Here is a 19,293-nt window from a genome sequence, read left to right as displayed (position 1 = left end):
CCATCGCGGGGGCCGCGGTCGCCGCGAGCGGCTTCGTCCCCGCGCCGCGAGGAGTGCTTTCGAGATGGCCGGCAACGAGTTCCCGCAGGACGCGCACAAGGACCCGCTCGCGGATCCGCTCCACGAGACGCCGCACGGGGCTGCGGACGAGCGCGCTCAGTGGCGCGGCCTGCAGGGCGACGTCGAGGGGCTGGCCGACGTGGCAGCGGAGCGCGGGCGCGGGCTCCTCGACGCGGCGCGGCTGCAGGCGCAGACCTATGTCGAGCAGCGCAAGAGCGACGCCGCGCAGTCGGTCCACGATCTGGCCCAGACGATCCGCAGTTCCGGCCGCGACCTCGGCGACAAGCCGAACGTGCGCGCCTTCTTCGACAGCGCCGCCGACGGGCTGGAGCAGCTCGGCTCCTCGATCGAGCGGCGCAGCCTCGGCGAGTTCTACAGCGAGGCCGAATCCTTCGCCCGGCGGGCACCGGTGGCGGTGGCGGTGGGCACCTTCGTGGCCGGTCTGATCGCCGCCCGCTTCATCAAGTCGTCGAGCCTGCCGCCCGAAGCGGCGGACGGCGACGCCCGCGACAGCTTCCGGGCCTGACGCCATGGCCCAGGGTCCTGATCCGCGGCAGGCGGGCACCTCTGCCGGCGCCTCCCCCGGTGCTTCCAGCATCCAGAGCCTGATCGGCGATGCCCTGCGGGAGACCAACGAACTCGCCCGCAAGGAGATCGCGCTGTTCCGCGCCGAGATGGCGGGCAACGTCCGCCAGCTCATCGTCGGCCTCGCCTGCATGGTCGGCTCGGCGGTGTTCGCCGTGGTCGCCCTGCTGGTCCTGATCGGCGCCTTGGTGAAGTGGCTCGCCACCATCGTGGGCTCCGAGTGGCTCTCGGCCCTGATCGTGGGCGGCGTGCTGCTGGTTCTCGCCCTCGGGATGGCGCTGTGGGCCCGCAGCGTCCTCTCCCTCTCGACCCTGGCCCCGACGCGCACCACGCGTCAGGTCCGTCAGGATGCCCAGGCCCTCTCGGAGCGCGTGTCCGGATGAGTACGATGAACGACCTCGAGAAGGAGATCGAGGAGAGTCGCGCTCGGCTCGACGATACGATCGACCGCATCCAGGGCCGGCTCTCCGTGCCGAATCTCGTGGACGAGATGCTGGGCAATGCCCGGCGCGTGCCGGCGCTGAACACCACCTATGACAGCGCCCTCGACGCGGTGCGCCGCAACCCCGTTCCGGTGCTGCTGATCGCGGCCGGCGTCGGTCTGCTGTTCAACCGGATGGCGCGCGATGCCCAGCGCCGGCGCACCCAGGTCTCGGCCGAGCGCGTGCCGACCCTGAACACCGGCGCGGCCCGCGGATACGACCCCGACCTCCCGACCGTGCGCCCGGCCCGGGATCCGCTCGACACGACCGAGATCTGACACGCGGGATCTGAGACCGACGACCTGAGTCCGGCCCACAGGCCGGGAAGACCGGCGCCGCCCGCGCGGACCGCGCGCCGCCGACGACCGACATCCGAGGATAGCGTCATGACCGACAAGCCGGGCACCACCCCCTCCTCCAGCATCCCCGAACAGCTCGCCGCCGAGGCGGGGATGCCGCACGGTTCCAGCGACAGGAGCCTGCGGCCGGACGCGGCCGGCCTCGGCGATCCGGGTGCGCCCGGCGCGGCGGCCGGTGATTTCACCCTCCGTCCCGACCCGCGCGGCCTGCACGACCCGCTTCCGCAGGGAACCGCACCGCTGTCGTCCGGCGGCTCGTCGGGCGGCGGGACGGGGGATGCCGCGAGGGACGGTGTCCGGGCGGCGGGCGACCGGGCCGCAGACCTCGCCGGACAGGCGCGCCGGAGCGTGTCGGATCTCGCCGACGACATCAGCGACCGTCTCGGCGGCGCGGCCGATCAGGCGCGGGACCGCGCCTCCGCGGTCTACGACGACGCGCGGGAGCGCGGGAGTGCCCTCCACCGCCGCAACATGCGGGCGCTGGACGACTTGACGAGCCAGGGGCTCGAGGGCCTCAACCGCGGCCGCACCGCGGTCGAGCGCTTCGTGGATGACAACCCGCTCCTCGTCGGCGTTGTCGGCGTCGCGGCCGGACTGCTGCTCGGCGCGCTGCTGCCGCGCACCCGCCAGGAGGACCAGAACATCGGCCCCTGGGCCGACGAGGTCCGCGACCAGGGCCTGCGCTACGCCCGCGAAGTGACCAACATCGGTCGCGAGTTCGTCCAGACCGCCCTCGATCCGGACAACCTCAACGCCGCCGCCCGCAAGGTGGCGGATCCGGACGGCCACAAGCCGCCGGAGGACGAGCGGACGGCGCACAACCTCTGATTTGAGGGCCGAGCTCGGCGCCGGACGTCCGCATCGCGGTCACGCCGGTGCGCGCGATCCGGGGTCGCGCGGCGCAGGCTTGCGCCGCGCGCTCGCGCACCCTGCGGCGGACCGGGCCGGTCAGTCCCGGTAGAGCGCCGCATGCGCCTCCCGCAGGAGGTTCTTCTGCACCTTGCCCATGGTGTTGCGCGGCAGTTCGTCCACGAAGAGCACGCGCTTGGGGCACTTGAACCGGGCGAGCCGGCCTTCCAGGGCGGCCTGGACGCCGGCCTCGTCCGGGCAGCCCGCGCCGCCCACCACCACGGCAGTGACGGCCTCGCCGAAATCCGGATGGCCCAGGCCGATTACGGCGGATTCGATCACCCCCGGCAGCGCGTCGATCTCGGTCTCGACCTCCTTCGGGTAGACGTTGAAGCCCCCCGAGATGATCAGGTCCTTGCCGCGCCCGACGATGTGGACGTAGCCCCGCGCGTCGACCTTGCCGAGATCGCCCGTGATGAAGAATCCGTCGGCCCGAAACTCGGCGGCGGTCTTCTCGGGCATGCGCCAGTACCCCTGGAACACGTTCGGGCCCTTCACCTCGATCATGCCCACCGTGTCCGGGCCCAGGGCCGGCCCGCCCTCGGGCGGGACCACCCGCAGCGACACCCCCGGCAGGGGGAAGCCCACCGTGCCGGCGACCCGGTCGCCCGCGTAGGGGTTCGAGGTGCTCATGTTGGTCTCGGTCATGCCGTAGCGCTCGAGGATGGCGTGGCCGGTGCGGGCCTGCCATTCCCGGTGCGTCTCGGCGAGCAGCGGCGCGGAGCCCGACACGAACAGGCGCATGCCCTTGGCCGCCTCCGGGGTGAGGCCGGGCTCCTTGAGGAGCCGCGTGTAGAAGGTCGGCACGCCCATCAGCACGCTGGCCCGGGGCATCAGGCTCAGGATCAGCTTGGGGTCGAGGCGGGGCAGGAACAGCATGGAGCCGCCGCTGGCCAGCACCGTGTTGATCGCCACGAACAGGCCGTGGGTGTGGAACACCGGCAGGGCGTGGATCAGCACGTCGTCGGCGGTGAAGCGCCAATACGCGACGAGGGTCCGGGCATTCGACGCGAGGTTGTCGTGCGTCAGCATGGCGCCCTTCGAGCGCCCGGTCGTGCCCGAGGTGTAGAGGATCGCCGCCAGATCCTCCGGGCCCCGGACCACGTCCGCGAAGGCGCCGCCGCCGCTACCCTGCCGATCCGCCGCGTCGGCCGCGCTGCCGCCGCCCGCCCCGTCGAGGGTCCAGATCGTGCGGACGCCCGCGGCGGCCTCGGTCAGCGCGTCGCGCCGGCCCGGGTCGCAGACGAACAATGCGGGCTCGGCGTCGCCCAGGAAGTAGCCGATCTCGGCCGGCGTGTAGGCGGTGTTGAGCGGCAGGAACACGGCCCCGGCCCGGACCACGCCGAGATACAGGAGGATGACCTCGGGGCTCTTCTCCACCTGCACGGCCACCCGGTCGCCGGGCTGCACGCCCGCTGCCCGCAGGGCCGCCGCGTAGGCGCCGGACCGGGCGATCAGGTCCGCGTAGGTGTAGCGGCGCCCCTCGGGCGTCTCGATCGCGGTCTTGGCGGGATCGGGCACGCCGTCCCGGATCAGGGAGAAGAGGTGGTTCGTCATCGTGAGGCTTAAGCTGTCGCGGGCCTAGGTCTCACGCACCCATAGCCGCCCGAGGGGCCATCCGGCGAGCCCTTTCAGGCGGTGAGCCGCTGCCGCGACGACAGGAAGGCCCCCTCCGGTACCCGTTCGGGGGCGAACAGGCCGAGACCGGTCGGCGCCGCCATGCCGACATAGATCGCCTCCATGCCGCCCCGGCCATAGGCTTCGTGCCAGAAGCCGGAGCCCTTGGAATCCCGGGAAAAATCCTGCCACCACGTGCGGTGCGGCTCCGAGCGGGTGAAGCGCTCCAGGCTTTCCAGGTCGCGCCAGTACTGGCGCATGCCGACATGGGTCAGCCCAAAGACCAGGGTCTCGTGGGCCAGGAGACCGTCCGGCCGCGACCGAACCGAGGCCGCAATGCCGCGCCCGAGGCCGACCAGCGCGCGCAGGCCGCGCCAGCGGGAGACCCGGAAGCCGAGATAGATCACCACGAGATCGGGATAGGCGGAGAGATCCACGGACCGGCGGACGGGGGCACCTTGCATGACGCGGTCTCCCAGGTTTGTATGCACCGTAAACATGAATCCGGATGCTTACAGTGTCAACATCCGATCGGGACGGGGCCTACCATCACGGCGACCTCCGGGCGGCCCTGGTCTCGACGGCCCTGGACCTGCTGGAAACCGGCGGCGCGGCGGCCTTGTCGCTGCGCGCGGCCGCCCGCGCCTGCGGCGTCTCGGCGATGGCCCCCTATCGCCACTTCGCGGACAAGGAGGAACTGCTGGAGGCGGTCGCCGCCCGGGGCTTCGCCGACCTCGCGGCCGTGCTGGGGGCGGCCGATGCCGGCGCGCAGGGCGCGCAGGCGCTGGCCGCGCAGGGGGCGGCCTACGTGACCTTCGCCTGCCGGCACCCGGCTCTGTTCCGGCTCATGTTCACGAGGCCGTGCCGGGACCCGGTCGGATCCGAGGCCTACCGGATCCTGGAGCGGCGGGCGGCCGCGCTGGCCGGCTCGGGAATGCCGGCCGAGGACCTGACGCTCGCCGCCTGGTCGCTGGTGCACGGGCTGGCGGCCCTGATCCTCGACCGTCGGGTTCCCCTGGAGGGCGAGGCCGCCGAGGCCCTGGCCCGGCGCATCACCCTGGCCTTCGCCGCCCGCCTGACGGCGGAGGGCTGACGGCGAAGTCGGGCTGGCGAAGTCTCGACGGTGAAGGCTCGACGGTGAAGGCTCGACGGCGCGATTCCGGCCGGCGCCGCTTCTACGCCTCGGCGAGCACCACGGCCCGCGGCGGCGGCAGCTTGGCACGCAACTCCCGGGTCACGGCCGGTGCGGCCACGACGGTGCCGAGATTGGCGTAGGTCTCGTGGTTCCGCTCGATGGCCGCGAGGTCGTAGAGGTAGTTGACCATCAGACCATGCGACTGTCCCAGCCCTTTCTTCGAGGTGTCGCCCAGGAAGTTGATGCGGTCGAGGCGCGCGCCGTTGCCCAGATGGAACCGGGCCACGGGGTCGAGGGGGCGCCCGCGCTCGTTCTTGGCGCGCAGGAAATAGGCCGCGGCGGCCGGGATCAGCGCCTTCCGCACGGCCTCGGCCCGGGTCTTGTCGGCCGCCCAGTCCGGATCGTCCAGCGCCCGCAGGGTCTCGATGTCCTCGGGCAGGAGCCCCTGCGGGCTGTCGGCCCGGCGCTCCCGCGCCAGCCACGCGGAGAAGCCCGGCACCGGCGACAGCGTCACGAAGGTCTTGAGCGTGGGGATCTCGCGGGTGAGATCCTCGACCACCTGCTTGATCAGGAAATTGCCGAAAGTGACGCCGGCGAGCCCCTTCTGGCAGTTCGAAATCGAGTAGAACACCGCCGTGTTGGCCGCCTGCGGCTGCAGGGGCTTGCGCGCCTGCGACAGGATCGGAGCGATGGCCGGCGCGATCTGGTCGGTCAGCGCGACCTCCACGAAGATCAGCGGCTCGTCGGCCAGAGCCGGGTGGAAGAACGCGAAGCAGCGCCGGTCCGGCGGCTCGATCCGGGCGCGCAGGTCGTCCCAGTCCGCGATGGCGTGCACCGCCTCGTAGCGGATGATCTTCTCCAGGATGTGTGCCGGCGTCGTCCAGTCGATGTGGCGCAGCACCAGGAAGCCCCGGTTGAACCACGAGGCGAACAGGTGCTCGAAGTCGCAGTCCAGGCTGTCGACGGCGTCGAGCAGGGCGGGATCTGCCGTCTCGCCGGACCGGAGCGACCGGCGCAGGTCGAACAGGTCCTCGCGCATCCGCACGAGGCTGAGCGTGCCGCCGCGGGCGAGGTTGAGGCGGCGGATCAATTCCTGGCTGCGCGGCTCGGCGGCCTCGTGCAGGGTGCCGAGGCGGGCGCGGGAGGGGGTGGCGCGGTAGGCGGCGATCGCGGCGTCGACCGCCGCGTGGTCCGCGTCGAAGTCCAGGGCGATGGCCCGCAGGAAGACGTGGCGCTCGACCTGGCCGAAGCTGGCGTAGCGGTCGAGGATCAGGCGGGCCAGCGCCACCCCGGAGGCCTCGCCGCGCCGGGAGATCAGGTCCTCGCAGAGCTTGACGAGGTCGTTGGCGCTGGCCCGGGAGGCCATGTCGCCGCGCCCGATGCCGATCAGGTCGCGGCCGCGCTCGCTGATGGTCTGAAGCAGGTCGCCGAAGAAGGAGATCGCCGCCATGACCCTTGCACTGACCCCGCCGGCCCGGACCTGAAGCGCCTTCGGCTCCCCGACGCCGGCTCGTCGATCGGGAGCGTGCTGGATCGGATTCCGGGAGCCACCGGCCCGCGGGCGGAGGCCGGATCCGGTTCCGCCGCCACTCTACGGCGGCGCGGCCGCCGCGACCAGAGCTTGACCGGTCGCGGATCGCAGGTCTTCGCCTAAGGGACCGGCACGAAGGGCGTGTGACGGCGCCGTGTGCGGATCAGAGCCGCTCGGCCACGGTGGCGAGGTCGGCCCGCTCCCGCCAATCGCCGATTCCGTGCTGGCGGGCGAAACGGAGCTCGGCCGCGCGACGGGCGCGCTCGGGGTCCCGGGCCCGGGTGATCTCGACGGACCCGATCGTGAAGGGCACACCGAGGATTTCCTTGGCGAAATCGACGCGGTAGTTCGGCATTCCGTACTCCCTGTTGCGACGGTGGCGGATGCGTCCGCACGGAACGAAACCGCCGCGTCGTCCGTATCTCCGGCGGAACCTCGCTCGCCCCGACGCCCGGGGTCCGTGCCCTGCGGCACGTCTCGGCACCGCCCGCATGGGGGCCGGTGCGGACCGCATCGACGGCATATGGTGCTGCGGCGACGCCGGTGAAGGGGCGCAGCCCGGGGCGGCAGGGATGCATCGCCGCAGCTTGCCGGGCGGCGCGCTCTGCCCGTATCGCTCGGGGCCCTGCCGTTCCCTCCCGCATATGGACCCGACCATGGCCCTCCCACGGCGGCGCGCTGGCCTGCCCCCGATCCAGCCGTGAGCACGAGCCTCGACGCGAAGGCCCGGCTCGGCCTCACGCTGATCGCCGGCGGGGCCGTGGCCAACATCTACTACAACCAGCCGCTGCTCGGCCTGATCGTGGCCGAGTTCGGCGACCGCGCCGCCCTGTGGGTGCCGACCACGGCCCTGGTCGGCTACGGGCTCGGCATCGTCGGGCTGGTGCCGCTCGGCGACGCTCTGCCGCGCCGCGCCCTGATCGTCGGGCAGTGCCTCGGCCTCGCCCTGGCCCTGCTGGCCGTGGGCCTCGCCCCGAACCTCGCCTCCCTCGCGCTCGCCCATCTGGTGGTCGGCGTGCTGTCCTGCGCGGCCCAGCAGGCGGTCCCGTTCGCGGCCGAACTCGCCCCGGACGCGAGCCGCGGGCGGATCGTCGGCCAAGTCATGACCGGGCTCCTCACCGGCATCCTGCTCGCCCGCACGGCGAGCGGCTTCCTGGGGGCGCATCTCGGCTGGCGGCCGGTCTTCCTGGTCGCGTCCGTGGTGGCGCTCGCCATGGCGGGCATCGCGCGGGTCACCCTCCCCCACACGGCGCAGACGCACCCGCTGCGCTACCGCGCCCTGATGCTGTCGATCCTGCATCTGGCCCGCACGCAGCCGGTCCTGCGCACGGCCAGCCTGTCGCAGGCGCTGCTGTTTGCCGGCTTCAACGCCTTCTGGGCGACCCTGGCCCTGCTGGTCGAGGGGCCGCCCTTCGGTCTCACCGCCGCCGGGGCCGGGCTGTTCGGGGTGATCGGGGTCTGCGGGGCCTTCGTGGCGCCGATCTCGGGCCGCTTCACCGACCGGCGGGGGGCGAAGCCCGTGGTCCTCGGCGGCAGCCTGCTGGTCGCCCTCTCCTTCGTGGTGCTCTGGGCGGGGGGCACGTGGTCGCTGCTGGCGGTGGCGCTCGGCGTGCTGCTCATCGACATCGGCATGAACGGGGCGCTGATCGCCAACCAGACCCGCGCCTACGCGCTGGTCCCGGGGGCGCGGGGCCGCATCAACACCGTGCTGTTCACGACCCTGTTCGTGTTCGGGGCGCTCGGCGCCTATGCCGGCTCGCAGGCCTTCCTGCTGGTCGGCTGGCGGGGCGTCTGCGCGGTCGGGCTCGCCTTCTCGGCGCTGGCCGTGATCGTGGCGGCCCGCGACCCGCACCCGCACCGACACCCGCCCGGCGGCCGCTCTACCTGAGCACCCGCGACAGCCGGCACCAGGCCGCCTTGTCGGACGGCAGGCCGAAGCGCAGGCGCTCCGGGCGCCCGGCGAAGCGCCGCACCGCGATCCCGGCCGCCGCGAGCCGCCGGTAGAGGTCCGGCCCGTCGGGGAAATCGGCGGTCCGGAACAGGCACGTGCCGCCGACGATCCGGCCCCCGGCCCGGGCGATCATCCGGTCGAGGCGCGCCGCATCGGCGGCCCGCGCCCGCGCGGATTCCGCGCGCCAGCCCGCATCCGACAGGGCCGCGCGCCCGATCGTCAGGGCCGGGCCCGACACCGCCCAGGGACCCAGCGCCGCGGCGATCCGGGCCGCCGTTTCGGGCTCGGCGACCGCGAAGCCCAGGCGCAGGCCCGCGAGCCCGTAGGCCTTGCCGAAGGAGCGCAGAACCACGGTGCCCGGCTCCGCGTGCGGGCACAGGCTCTCCACCGGCTCCAGGTCCGCGAAGGCCTCGTCGGCGACCAGCAGGCCGCCCCGGGCGGCGAGCGCCGCCGCGAGGGCCCGGCGCTCGGCCAGGGGATGGGTCCGCCCGTCCGGGTTGTTGGGATCGACGATCACCGCCACCCGGGCCTCGCCGAGGGCGTCGATGTCCGAGGTCTCCGTCACAGCGTGCCCGGCCCGCGCCCAGGCGGCGGCGTGCTCGGCATAGGTCGGCCCGAGGACCGCCACCCGGGTCGGCGCCAGGAGCCGGGGCAGGGTCTCGATCAGGATCTGGGTGCCGGGCGCGGGCACGACGTGGTCGGAATCCGGCGCGCCGTAGGCCGCGGCGGCGGCCTCCCGGAGCGCGCGAACCTCGCCGGCCTCGGGCAGGCGGGTCCAGGCGCTGGCCTCCACCGGCGGCACGCGATAGGGGACCGGGTTGATCCCCGTCGAGAGGTCGAGCCAGGGCTCCGGCGCGTCGGGAAAGGCTTGTCGGAGTGCGCCGAGATCGCCGCCATGCGCGATCGGGGCGACCTCACGCGCGGGAACGCTCCACACCGAATGGTCCATCTGCCCGGTACGTTCGCTGACACGCTCGCCGTCCTCGCCGTCGCCCTCGGGATCGAGGCGGCGGCCGGCTATCCGGACGCGCTCTACAGGGCGGTCGGTCACCCTGTCACCTGGATCGGCCGGCTGATCGCCGCCCTGGAGCGCGGCCTCAACCGCGGCTCGGAGCGCCGGCGGCGGATCGCGGGCTGCGGCGCGCTGGCGCTCCTCCTCGCCGTGGTGGGTACGGTGGCCTGGGCGCTGACCGGGCTCGCCGGCTTGACGGGCGCCCTCCCCGCCCTGCTCCTCCTCGGCCTGCTCTGCGCGAGCCTGCCGGCGCAGCGCAGCCTGCACCAGCACGTCGCCGCCGTTGAGACCGGCCTGCGCACCGGCGGCCTGGAATCCGGGCGCCGGGCGGTATCGATGATCGTCGGGCGCGACCCCGAGCGCCTCGACGGGCCCGCGGTCTGCCGGGCCGCGATCGAGAGTCTCGCGGAAAATTTCTCCGACGGGATCGTGGCGCCGGCCTTCTGGATCGGCTGCCTGGGCCTGCCGGGGGGCGCCCTCTACAAGGCGATCAACACCGCCGACAGCATGATCGGCCACCGCAGCCCGCGCTACGAGGCCTTCGGCTGGGCGGCGGCGCGGCTCGACGACGGCGTGAACCTGCCGGCTGCGCGGCTCGCCGGTCTGCTGATCGCCGGAGCGGCGATCCTGCGCGGCGCCGACGCCGGCGGGGCGCTCCGCGCGATGATGCGCGACGCGCGCCGGCACCGCTCGCCCAATGCCGGCTGGCCGGAAGCCGCCATGGCGGGGGCGCTGGGCCTGCGGCTCGCCGGGCCGCGGGTCTACGACGGCGCCCTGGTCCCGGACGCCCATATGGGCGGCGGCCGCACCGAGGCGACGCCCGACGACATCGCCCAGGCGCTGGCGCTCTACCGGACGGCCTGCTGGCTCCAGGGCGGGCTCGTGCTGGGGCTTCTCGGCTTCTGCCTCGCTCTGATGGGCTGAGCCAGACCGCCCCTCGATCCAGGCCTTCTCTCGATCCAGGCCTTCTCTCGATCCAGCCTTCCCTCGATCCAGGCCTTGGCACGGCCCGCCCTCCGGACGCATCCTGGCGGGCAAGACCAGACGCGGAGGCGCCGATGCGCGCGGTGTTCGTGGATGCCAGCGAGACCCTGGCGGCGGTGGCCCGGCGGCTGCTGCGGCCGGACGATCCACCCGTCGCGATCCACGAGAACCCGGGCATCGCCCCGGAGGACCTGCCCGGCATCCTGGCCGGGGCCGAGATCGCGGTGATCGACCACACCGCCCTGCCCGGCGACGTGGCCCGGGCCTGCGCGGGCCTGAGGCACGTGGTGTTCCTCGGCACCGGCGCCCGCAGCTACATGGATCCGGAGGCGCTCCGGGACGCCCTCGGCGTCACCGTCCACACCATCAAGGGCTACGGCGACACGGCGGTCGCCGAATGCGCCTTCGCGCTGATGTGGGCGGCCGCCCGGGGGCTGCCCGAGATGGACCGGGCGATGCGCGCCGGGACTTGGCTGCGCACCGAGGCGATCCAGCTCACCGGCAAGACGGTCGGCCTCGTTGGGTTCGGCGGGATCGCGGCCGAGATGGCGCGGCTTTGCCAGGGCATCGGCATGCGCGTGCTCGCCTGGAACCGGACCCCGAAGACGCATCCCGGTGTCGCCTTCGTATCCCTGGAGCAATTGCTCGGCGCGAGCGACGTGGTCTCGCTCCACCTGCTCCTCACCGACGAGACCCGCGGCTTCCTGTCGGCGGCGCGGATCGCCGCGATGAAGCCGGGCGCGATGCTGATCAACACCGCACGGGGCGCGGTGATCGACGAGCCCGCCCTGATCGAGGCCCTGCGCGCCGGCCGCGTGGCGCGGGCCGGACTCGACGTGTTCACGATCGAGCCCCTGCCGGCGGATCACCCGCTGGCCGGCCTGCCCAACGTCACCCTCTCGGCGCATTCGGCGTTCCGCACGCCCGAGGCCAGCGACAACCTGATCGGCGCCGCCCTCGAGCATTGCCGGCGGATCGCCGCCGGCTGAAGGCGCCTCAGTGCTCGGTGCCCGGCATGTTCGGCCGCGGCGCGCCGCCGTGCTGGTGGATCAGGTTGGAGCGCTCCGGGCTGCCCTTGGCGTCGGCGACCTGCTTCCGGGCCGCGGCGGCCAGGAACCAGATGCCGCCGAGCGTTCCGAACGCGAGAATCATGAGCGGAAATCCCTGGCTCATCGCGGTACCCTCCTCAAAGATGTCCCGCGGGGCGCGGGGTGCATCATCCTGCCGACGGAGTCGGCCTGAGGAACGATAACGCACGAGGCCGGTCCCCGTTCAGGCCGGCCGCACCGCATTCGGTACCGCCCGCCGGGCGGCGTCCCGGCGCAGGGCGGAGAGCACCACGAACATCAGCCCCGCCCCCACCGCCAGGCACGCCGCCAGGAACAGCATCGGCACGAGGTCGCTCCGGGTCTGGTCGCGGATGAACGGCACGGCGTTCTGGGCGACGAAGCCGCCGAGATTGCCCACCGAGTTGATCGCCGCGATCCCGGCCGCCGCCGAGGCGCCGCGCAGGAAGGTCCCGGGCATCGACCAGAAGACCGGCTGGGCCGCGAAGGTCCCGGCGGCGGCCACGCACAAGCAGGCGAACTTCACGGCGTTGCCCGGCAGGACGACGGAGAGCGCCAGGCCCGCCGCCCCGACCAGCGCCGGTCCGACCACGTGCCAGGTCAGGGCGTTGCCCTGCGCGCCTGTGCGGGCGGCGTGGCGCGGGACCCACCAGAGGGCGAGGGCCGTGACCATCCAGGGGATGATGTTGAGGAAGCCGTTCGTCAGGTTCGAGACCCCGAAGCCCTTCACCACGGTGGGCAGCCAGTAGCCGAGGCCGTAGGCGGCCAGCGGCAGGGAGATGTAGACGCCCGCCAGCATCAGCACCCGCCGGTCGAGGAGCGCGGCGAAGGGATTGCCGTGGTCGACATGGCCGCCGTCCTCGCGTTCCGCCCGGAGCGTCCGGGCGAGCCAGTCGCGCTGGGCCCGCGACAGCCAGGGCGCGGTCTCAGGGCCGTCCGGCAGGACGACCAGCACCACCGCGGCCATGAGGATCGCCGGCGCGCCGGTGGCCAGGAACACCCATTGCCAGCCCTGGAGGCCCAGGAGCCCGTTCAGGCCGAGCAGCGCCCCGCCCACCGCCGCGCCGACCGCGTTGGCGACCGCGCTGGCGATCATGAACCAGCCGATCATCCGCGCCCGGTGCGCATGCGGGAACCACAGGGTCAGGGCGAACAGCACGCCGGGAAAGAAGCCGGCCTCCGCGGCGCCGAGCAGGAAGCGCAGCACGTAGAACATCGCCGTGCCCTGGGTGAAGCCGAGGAGCACCGTGACGATCCCCCAGGTGATCATGATCCGCGCGAACCAGATCCGCGCGCCGACCCGCTCCAGGAAGACGTTAGCCGGCACCTCGAACAGGAAGTAGCCGAGGAAGAACAGCGAGGCCCCGAGCCCGTAGGCGGTCTCGGAGAGGCCGAGGCTGCCCACCATCTCCAGCTTGGCGTAGGAGACGTTCTGCCGGTCGATATAGGCGATCAGGTAGAGCAGGCCGAGCAGCGGCATCAGCCGCAGGGTCACGGTGCGGACGGTGCTCGCGGCGAGATCCTCCCCGGCGGGGAATGGCGTGGGGGGCATGGGGCGTTCCTCTGGGCGCGTGCGGTCCTTCGTGGCGGGACCTGCATGACACGGAGTCATCCCTGGCTCACGCCCCGCCTACCGGGCAAGCGCCAGCAGGCGGTCGCATTCGACATGGGCCGCGATGTGTCGCGCGAGTCCGTCCAGCGCCGCCTCGACCCCGGATTCGTAGCCGGCACCCTCCGAGGCCGTCCCGAGGCGCGCGAGCCAGGCCGCCCGCTGCGCATCCTGCGCGAACAGGCCGTGGACGTAGGTCCCGGCCACGCGCCCGTCCGCCGAGACCGCCCCGTCCAGGCGCCCGTCGGCGAAGCGCAGCAGCGGCCGGGCCGCGTCGGGCCCTTCGGTCGCACCGATATGCATCTCGTAGCCGGCAAACGGCACGCCGTCGGGCAGGCTCGTGCCGGTGACGGCGGCGAGGCGCTTCTGCGGCGTCATCACGGTGTCGACCTCGAGCAGACCGAGGCCTGGCACCGTGCGGGGCGCCCCCTCGATCCCGTGCGGGTCGGCGAGGCTCCGGCCCAGCATCTGGTAGCCGCCGCAGAGTCCCAGCACCCGCCCGCCCCGCCGGACATGGGCGCGCAGGTCGATGTCCCAGCCCTCCTGGCGAAAAGCCTCCAGGTCGTCGATCGTGGTTTTGGAGCCCGGCAGCAGCACGAGCGCGGCCTCGGCGGGGATCGGTGTCCCGGGCCGGACCAGCGTGACGCGGACGCCCGGCTCCGCCCGCAGCGGATCGAGGTCGTCGAAATTGGCGATGCGCGGCAGCACCGGCACCGCCACCGTGACGGCTCCGGGCCCGCGCGCTTCCGAGCCGGCGAGCCCCAGCACGTCCTCGGCCGGCAGGCGCGCGGCCTCGGGAAAATGCGGCACGAGGCCGAGCGCCGCCCAACCGGTGTGCTCGGCGATCAGCCGCATCCCGTCGGCGAACAGGCTCGGATCCCCGCGAAACCGGTTGACGAGGAAGCCGGCGATCATCGCGGCGTCCTCCGGGTCGATCACGGCCTTCGTGCCGACGAGGCTTGCGATGACGCCGCCCCGGTCGATGTCGCCCACCAGCACCACCGGCGTGTCGGTGGCCCGGGCGAAGCCCATATTGGCGATGTCGCCCGCGCGCAGGTTGACCTCGGAGGCCGAGCCCGCGCCCTCGACGAGGACGAGGTCGGCGTCCTCCGCGAGGCGTGAGAAGCTCTCCAGGACGGCGGACATCAGCCGGGGTTTCCAGGCCTGGTAATCGCGCGCCTTCACGGTGGCGACCATCCGGCCCTGCACCACCACCTGGGAGCCGACCTCGCTCTGCGGCTTCAGCAGGACCGGGTTCATGTGCACGGAGGGCGCCACCCGGGCGGCCCGGGCCTGGAGCGCCTGCGCCCGGCCGATCTCGCCGCCGTCGGCGGTGACGGCGGCGTTGTTCGACATGTTCTGCGGCTTGAACGGCCGGACCCTCAGGCCCCGCTCCGTGAAGGCGCGCGCCAGCCCCGCCACGAGCAGCGACTTGCCGACATCGGAGCCGGTGCCCTGGATCATCAGGGCCTTCTTGGGCGCCTTCGCGCGCGGCGGGCTCAGAACTCGATCCCTTCCTGCGCCTTCACGCCGGCGGCGAAGTGGTGCTTGACGCTGCCCATCTCGGTGACGAGGTCGGCGGCCTCGACCAGGGCCGGCTTGGCGTTGCGGCCGGTGACCACCACGTGCAGGTCCGGCCGGCGCGCCCGCAGGGCGGCGACGACGGCATCGAGGTCGAGATAGTCGTAGCGCAGCGCGATGTTCAGCTCATCGAGGACGAGCAGGCGGATCGTGGGATCGGCCATCAGGCCTTCGGCGACCTCCCAGGCGTGGCGGCAGGCGGCGATGTCGCGGGCCTTGTCCTGGGTCTCCCAGGTGAAGCCCTCGCCGAGGGTGTGCCACACGACCCGCTCGCCGAAGGCCGCCATGGCGTGGCGCTCGCCCGTGTCCCAGCCGCCCTTGATGAATTGCACCATGCCGACCCGCCAGCCGCGGCCGAGCGCCCGCAGCATCAGCCCCAGAGCCGCCGTGCTCTTGCCCTTGCCGGGGCCGGTATGGACGAGGAGCAGGCCCTTTTCCACGGTCTTGGCCGCCACCTCGGCGTCCTGCACGGCCTTGCGCTTCTCCATCTTCGCGCGGTGGCGGGTCGCGTCGTCGCTCATGCGGTCGCTCATGTCGTCGCTCCTGTCGTCGCTCACGCGGAGGCTCCGGGTTTGACGATCAGCGGCAGGCCGGCCACGGTGAGCACGACCCGGTCGGCCTGGGCGGCGAGCTGCTGGTGCAGGCGGCCGGCCGCGTCGCGGAAGCGGCGGGCGAGGGCGTTGTCGGGCACGATCCCGAGCCCGACCTCGTTGCCCACCAGCACCAGCGGCCCCGGGGCGCCCGCGCAGGCGGCGAGCAGTTGCTCCGCGGCAGCCGCCACGTCGGACTCCGCCAGGATCAGGTTGGTGAGCCAGAGCGTCAGGCAATCGACCAGGACGGGTCCTTCGGACGCGGTGATCGCCTCCGGCAGGGCGCGCGGCACGTCCCGGGTGCGCCACGCTTCGCTCCGCCGGGCGCGGTGCTGTGCGATGCGAGCGACCATCTCGTCATCGAAGGCCTGCGCGGTGGCGAGGTAGAGCCAGGGGCCGGGGCAGGCCTCGATCAGCCCCTCGGCGTAGGCGCTCTTGCCGGACCGCGCCCCGCCGAGGACGAGGGTCATGCGTGGGGGGGGCTGAGGCATGCCTCCTCCATCGCCGCAAGCCGGCCCGCGGTCAAACCTCGATTCCGCGACGCTTCGACGGTTGCCGGCCGCCCCCGCTCCGACTATAGAACCCCAGCCTAGCCAAAGCGCCCTTCGTCTAGCGGTCCAGGACGTCGCCCTTTCACGGCGAAAACACGGGTTCGATTCCCGTAGGGCGCGCCAGCAAAATCAACCACTTAGCATCGAACTTGTTGACGCATCGTCCGCGCGTACGGAAAATATACGGAAAATCTGCCGGCATCCGTGACTGTTCGTGGAGATCCGTGGCCGTCTCAGCCTCTGTATGTCGGCCGTCGAGAACCCACGGTTCTTTAGCCCCGCCCACGCCCGGCCATTGCTGATCGCCCGGGTTGCGGCCGACCGTCTGCCACGCCTGCTGAATTCAACCTCCCTCTCTGCCGGGCTTCGATGCCGACCGACGCGACCTGTTGAAGTTCGGCGCGCGCCGCCTCGGCTAAACGTCCCGGCATCAGGCGACGACGTCCTCTGTCTCTACGCACGCCGGGTACGAGGCAAAGGTGGCATCGGTCGCTGTTCAGGTTCTGGCCTTATCGCCCTGCGGGCGCAGCTGAGACACTGCCTGGCCAATGTGGGGCCTTTGCGACCGCTGCGTCTTAGCCTTTCACCCCCGGTCTTCGCGGGTCGTGCGTCGGTCCGCCGCGCTTAAATCAGCTTACAGCCGTAAATTTTCGCGCACCTCGCGGGAAACCCTTCCATCGGCTCGGCGTGAGCCTCCGAAACCGGGTTCCATGCTCACCGCAATCGTCGTCGACGCCACCCCGACTTCAGCTTGGTCCGTCCATGGGCTGGGCGCGCCATGACCACGGGCGACACCGCCGGCCCGAGCCACAGTCATCCTCAAATCCCAAAGCCTTTGCCGAGCGTCGGCATCTTCTGGAGCGTGCCGGAGGGCGGCCGCACCGTGCTGGTCACGGACCGCACGGTCTTGGCAGAAGCGGAGGTTTACGGCGACTGCCTCACCCATCCACGTGGCCACCACGAGGTCTGGGAGGCTTGGCGCAGGCTCGGCGCCACCGCGCTGCGCCGCCGCGGCCTGCCGCCGGCGATCGCGGGCCACGAGTATGAGGCGTTCCCACGCGGGCGGGTGGTCTACATGCGTGAGCCCGCACTGTTCACGCTGTACGCCGACCGGCGCCTGCAGAGGCCGGAGACGATCGCCGAACTCGTGCAGTTGTTCGGCCTCGCTGGAGAGCGCCACGCAGTGCGCTCGGACGCGCACTATCGCACCCGCACCTGATCCGGAGGTCCCGCAGCGTGGGCGGCAGCTCGACCGACATCGAGGCGCTTTTGGTCGACGTCAACGATCTGGCCAACCCGACCCCGGGGATGCTGCCGGCGAACTTTCGCGACATCGTCGGGGGGCTCGAGGCCGAGGGCTATGCCTACGCCGTGGTCGGGCGCATCGCCCTGACCCTGCACGATCAGGCCCGGTACGTCGGCGCGATCGAGATCGTCGCCGATCTCAGCGCGGACGGGCGCGAGTGTGCCGCGGGCCTCGTGCAGGCGACGCGCGGGCGGTTCGCGGCGCACATGGACCCGAGGCTGTGTCGGCGGCCCATCGAACTGATGCTGAGACCCTGCATTTGCGCGACCGAGGCGGGACTTCTGGCGGAGACGATCACCCGCCCATGGTTCGATGTGCCAACGCGACTGGCCAGCGCGGAGCACCTGCTTTGGCTCTGGTGCCACTCGGACGGCGTCGAGCAGCCAGCTGACGCGTCCGCGCTGATCGCGGGAGGTACCGTCGACCTCTATCGCGTACAGGACCTTCTGCGCGAGACGGACGACGTCGAAGAGGCTGGCCAGAGGCGGCGGCGGCTGGCGATCGGGGACGCGGTCCTGTCAACGATGTCCTCGTTTAGTCGGTACATGGCGGAGCGGCGTGCCCGGCTCGATCCGTTTCACAGGCCGATCTGGCGGCGAGTCCGCGATGACCGCGACGAGGCGGAGGGGGACTGACCGGGTGGAGAGGTGCGGCGGACTCGCCGCGGAGGCCGAGCGACCGACCGACTGCGCGCAGCGTGGTCAACCGACTACATCCATCTAAACACACCCCGGGGCCGGCAGGACCCGTAGGCCGTCCCCAGCTCCAGTGGTGCGGCGGCCCGTGTCCGCCCCTACGGCGGCCCCTCCCCTCACCCAGTGATGCCGAAGTGCCTCCCCGGGGCTACGCCGGTAATCTCCGGCCCGGCTCAGGAGCGCGCTGCCCCTATCGAGAGCCTTCGTTTGCCCCGTCGCGGCGCTGCCACGGACCGTCTACGCTCACCCGGCGCCATCCAGGATCGGCTGCGGGCCTGGCCGTGGATCGACCCGGTGCGGACCGTCGCTTGGCCGATGCTATCGAACGGGGTGACAGGGAAAGAAACAGTCGCCGCCGACCGCCGATCCCCGGACCGCTGGCCGGCCTCGCCGTCGACCGTCTCCGAGGACCGGGCGATCGAGGTCACCGTCTATGCGCTGACCGCTCGACCGTTCGGGGCACGCGGCGGGTAAGGCTAACCGGCCTCTGATAGCCCCAGGGATGTCCGCACGGTTTCGGCCGAACCGCGCTCGACTGCCCCTGACGTCACATCGCGGGCCGCCTTGCGCACGTTGTCGGGCGTCCAAGTCGCACCGCCCCCGAACGTCGGCACCTTCCGCGCATTCAGCAGCTCCGCCACGGCCTTCCAACGGCCGCGCCCCTCCGGCACCTCGGCGAGCGCTGCGGCCAACGCAGCCGGCACGTCCTGCCGCCTGCGAGCCCGCTCCTCCGCGTCCCGCACCCGCCACATCGAGAAGTGCGCGGCCGGGTCGAAGCGCTGCCCGTCCAGCACGATCTCCTCGGCGTCGAGGCCCACGGTCGGCACCCCCGACCGCCGCAGCGTCGCCAGCGCATCGGCGAGGACCGGGTGGGGGCGCCAGCCGCCATTTCGGTGGAAATCGACGTGCACTAGCGTGGCCCCCGCCTCGCGGCAGAGGTGGCCGGCCCGCGCGGTGTCGCCCGCGATGGCTGCCGTGCCCCGGTCCGGGCTGACCTCCATGGCCACCACTTCGTGCGCGAGCCTGCCGTTCTCCCAGTCGACGAAGCGACGGACCAGCGCGCGCTGGTAGGCCACCGTGCGGCTCGCCTGCGTTGCTCGGGCTACGTCGTCCGGCAGGTCGAGGAAGCCTGCCCACCGCACCGGGAACGTCCAGTAGAAACCGACGAACGAACCCATACCGTTTCCCTGTCCACCCGACCCGGAAAATTCCGACGCGACCCGTCCGGCCGTCCAGGCGATAGTACCGTGACCTCGTCATCAGCCAAAC

Annotated in this window: 21 protein-coding genes and 1 tRNA gene; 11 read left to right on the top strand and 11 right to left on the bottom strand. The window is 72.5% G+C overall.

Going from position 1 to position 19,293, the window contains the following annotated elements:
- Positions 1 to 64: 64 nt before the first annotated feature.
- The 4 genes from MKK82_RS30430 (at position 65) to MKK82_RS30415 (ending at position 2,314) form a co-directional block, all read left to right on the top strand.
- On the top strand, positions 65 to 586 hold the full coding sequence (locus MKK82_RS30430; protein WP_238289625.1) for a hypothetical protein: 522 nt from the start codon (positions 65 to 67) through the stop codon (positions 584 to 586).
- Between the two features lie 4 nt (positions 587 to 590).
- Positions 591 to 1,028, top strand: coding sequence for a phage holin family protein (locus tag MKK82_RS30425; protein ID WP_238289624.1), 438 nt, complete (start codon positions 591 to 593; stop codon positions 1,026 to 1,028).
- A gap of 5 nt (positions 1,029 to 1,033) precedes the next feature.
- Complete coding sequence (locus MKK82_RS30420; protein WP_238289623.1) at positions 1,034 to 1,405, top strand: DUF3618 domain-containing protein; 372 nt, start codon at positions 1,034 to 1,036, stop codon at positions 1,403 to 1,405.
- Positions 1,406 to 1,513: 108 nt separating this feature from the next.
- Positions 1,514 to 2,314: a hypothetical protein gene (locus MKK82_RS30415; RefSeq protein WP_238289622.1), complete on the top strand. Its 801-nt coding sequence runs from the start codon at positions 1,514 to 1,516 to the stop codon at positions 2,312 to 2,314.
- Between the two features lie 120 nt (positions 2,315 to 2,434).
- On the opposite strand, the gene MKK82_RS30410 is transcribed toward MKK82_RS30415, so the two are convergent.
- Together MKK82_RS30410 and MKK82_RS30405 are read right to left on the bottom strand one after the other, a co-directional pair.
- Positions 2,435 to 3,952 (bottom strand): malonate--CoA ligase, encoded by a 1,518-nt coding sequence (locus MKK82_RS30410; RefSeq protein ID WP_238289621.1) that lies wholly within the window; start codon positions 3,950 to 3,952, stop codon positions 2,435 to 2,437.
- Positions 3,953 to 4,026: 74 nt separating this feature from the next.
- Positions 4,027 to 4,476 carry a monooxygenase family protein gene (locus MKK82_RS30405; RefSeq protein ID WP_243987813.1) on the bottom strand — a complete coding sequence of 150 codons (450 nt, stop codon included), beginning with the start codon at positions 4,474 to 4,476 and terminating at the stop codon, positions 4,027 to 4,029.
- Between the two features lie 44 nt (positions 4,477 to 4,520).
- Here MKK82_RS30405 and MKK82_RS30400 point away from each other — a divergent pair, with 44 nt between their 5' ends.
- The gene (locus tag MKK82_RS30400) at positions 4,521 to 5,105 is read left to right on the top strand and encodes a TetR/AcrR family transcriptional regulator (protein ID WP_238289617.1); all 585 of its coding nucleotides are present in this window, start codon (positions 4,521 to 4,523) and stop codon (positions 5,103 to 5,105) included.
- An 82-nt stretch (positions 5,106 to 5,187) separates the two neighbouring features.
- Here MKK82_RS30400 and MKK82_RS30395 read toward each other — a convergent pair whose 3' ends face one another.
- Together MKK82_RS30395 and MKK82_RS30390 are read right to left on the bottom strand one after the other, a co-directional pair.
- A complete protein-coding gene (locus tag MKK82_RS30395) occupies positions 5,188 to 6,597 on the bottom strand; it encodes a malonyl-CoA decarboxylase (RefSeq protein WP_238289615.1) in 1,410 nt (469 codons plus the stop codon).
- A gap of 244 nt (positions 6,598 to 6,841) precedes the next feature.
- A complete protein-coding gene (locus MKK82_RS30390; RefSeq protein ID WP_238289613.1) occupies positions 6,842 to 7,033 on the bottom strand; it encodes a hypothetical protein in 192 nt (63 codons plus the stop codon).
- A 345-nt stretch (positions 7,034 to 7,378) separates the two neighbouring features.
- Here MKK82_RS30390 and MKK82_RS30385 point away from each other — a divergent pair, with 345 nt between their 5' ends.
- Entirely contained in the window at positions 7,379 to 8,566 is a 1,188-nt protein-coding gene (locus tag MKK82_RS30385; protein WP_238289611.1) for an MFS transporter, read from the top strand.
- Here MKK82_RS30385 and cobD read toward each other — a convergent pair.
- Positions 8,559 to 9,578, bottom strand: a complete 1,020-nt coding sequence (gene cobD, locus MKK82_RS30380; protein WP_238289609.1) for a threonine-phosphate decarboxylase CobD — start codon at positions 9,576 to 9,578, stop codon at positions 8,559 to 8,561. The two genes, MKK82_RS30385 and cobD, sit on opposite strands and share 8 nt — an antisense overlap.
- On the opposite strand from cobD, the gene cbiB reads away from it, so the two are divergent.
- Together cbiB and MKK82_RS30370 are read left to right on the top strand one after the other, a co-directional pair.
- Positions 9,570 to 10,565 carry an adenosylcobinamide-phosphate synthase CbiB gene (gene cbiB, locus MKK82_RS30375; RefSeq protein ID WP_238289606.1) on the top strand — a complete coding sequence of 332 codons (996 nt, stop codon included), beginning with the start codon at positions 9,570 to 9,572 and terminating at the stop codon, positions 10,563 to 10,565. The genes cobD and cbiB overlap by 9 nt on opposite strands.
- A gap of 134 nt (positions 10,566 to 10,699) precedes the next feature.
- Positions 10,700 to 11,614: an NAD(P)-dependent oxidoreductase gene (locus tag MKK82_RS30370; RefSeq protein ID WP_238289604.1), complete on the top strand. Its 915-nt coding sequence runs from the start codon at positions 10,700 to 10,702 to the stop codon at positions 11,612 to 11,614.
- A gap of 7 nt (positions 11,615 to 11,621) precedes the next feature.
- Here the strand turns inward: MKK82_RS30370 and MKK82_RS30365 are convergent, their stop codons facing one another.
- The 5 genes from MKK82_RS30365 to cobU all read right to left on the bottom strand — a co-directional run bounded on the left by MKK82_RS30365 (position 11,622) and on the right by cobU (position 15,963).
- Entirely contained in the window at positions 11,622 to 11,798 is a 177-nt protein-coding gene (locus tag MKK82_RS30365) for a hypothetical protein (RefSeq protein WP_238289602.1), read from the bottom strand.
- A 99-nt stretch (positions 11,799 to 11,897) separates the two neighbouring features.
- Positions 11,898 to 13,244, bottom strand: coding sequence for an MFS transporter (locus MKK82_RS30360; RefSeq protein ID WP_238289600.1), 1,347 nt, complete (start codon positions 13,242 to 13,244; stop codon positions 11,898 to 11,900).
- 78 nt (positions 13,245 to 13,322) lie between these two features.
- Positions 13,323 to 14,765, bottom strand: coding sequence for a cobyric acid synthase (locus MKK82_RS30355; protein WP_243987812.1), 1,443 nt, complete (start codon positions 14,763 to 14,765; stop codon positions 13,323 to 13,325).
- 35 nt (positions 14,766 to 14,800) lie between these two features.
- The gene (cobO, locus tag MKK82_RS30350) at positions 14,801 to 15,403 is read right to left on the bottom strand and encodes a cob(I)yrinic acid a,c-diamide adenosyltransferase (protein WP_238289677.1); all 603 of its coding nucleotides are present in this window, start codon (positions 15,401 to 15,403) and stop codon (positions 14,801 to 14,803) included.
- A 32-nt stretch (positions 15,404 to 15,435) separates the two neighbouring features.
- On the bottom strand, positions 15,436 to 15,963 hold the full coding sequence (gene cobU / locus MKK82_RS30345; protein ID WP_238289596.1) for a bifunctional adenosylcobinamide kinase/adenosylcobinamide-phosphate guanylyltransferase: 528 nt from the start codon (positions 15,961 to 15,963) through the stop codon (positions 15,436 to 15,438).
- A 107-nt stretch (positions 15,964 to 16,070) separates the two neighbouring features.
- Here cobU and MKK82_RS30340 point away from each other — a divergent pair.
- The 3 genes from MKK82_RS30340 to MKK82_RS30330 all read left to right on the top strand — a co-directional run bounded on the left by MKK82_RS30340 (position 16,071) and on the right by MKK82_RS30330 (position 17,964).
- Positions 16,071 to 16,146 (top strand) — tRNA-Glu (locus MKK82_RS30340).
- Between the two features lie 655 nt (positions 16,147 to 16,801).
- Complete coding sequence (locus MKK82_RS30335) at positions 16,802 to 17,242, top strand: hypothetical protein (protein WP_243987810.1); 441 nt, start codon at positions 16,802 to 16,804, stop codon at positions 17,240 to 17,242.
- A 17-nt stretch (positions 17,243 to 17,259) separates the two neighbouring features.
- Positions 17,260 to 17,964, top strand: a complete 705-nt coding sequence (locus tag MKK82_RS30330) for a hypothetical protein (RefSeq protein ID WP_243987808.1) — start codon at positions 17,260 to 17,262, stop codon at positions 17,962 to 17,964.
- Between the two features lie 536 nt (positions 17,965 to 18,500).
- Here the strand turns inward: MKK82_RS30330 and MKK82_RS30325 are convergent.
- A complete protein-coding gene (locus tag MKK82_RS30325; RefSeq protein WP_243987807.1) occupies positions 18,501 to 19,202 on the bottom strand; it encodes a hypothetical protein in 702 nt (233 codons plus the stop codon).
- Positions 19,203 to 19,293 lie beyond the last annotated feature (91 nt).

The sequence above is a fragment of the Methylobacterium sp. E-046 genome, from assembly GCF_022829625.1.
GTDB classification, from domain to species: Bacteria; Pseudomonadota; Alphaproteobacteria; order Rhizobiales; family Beijerinckiaceae; genus Methylobacterium; species Methylobacterium longum.
The sequence above is the reverse complement of the archived record's forward strand: the minus strand, read 5'-3'. Positions and strand labels throughout refer to the sequence as shown.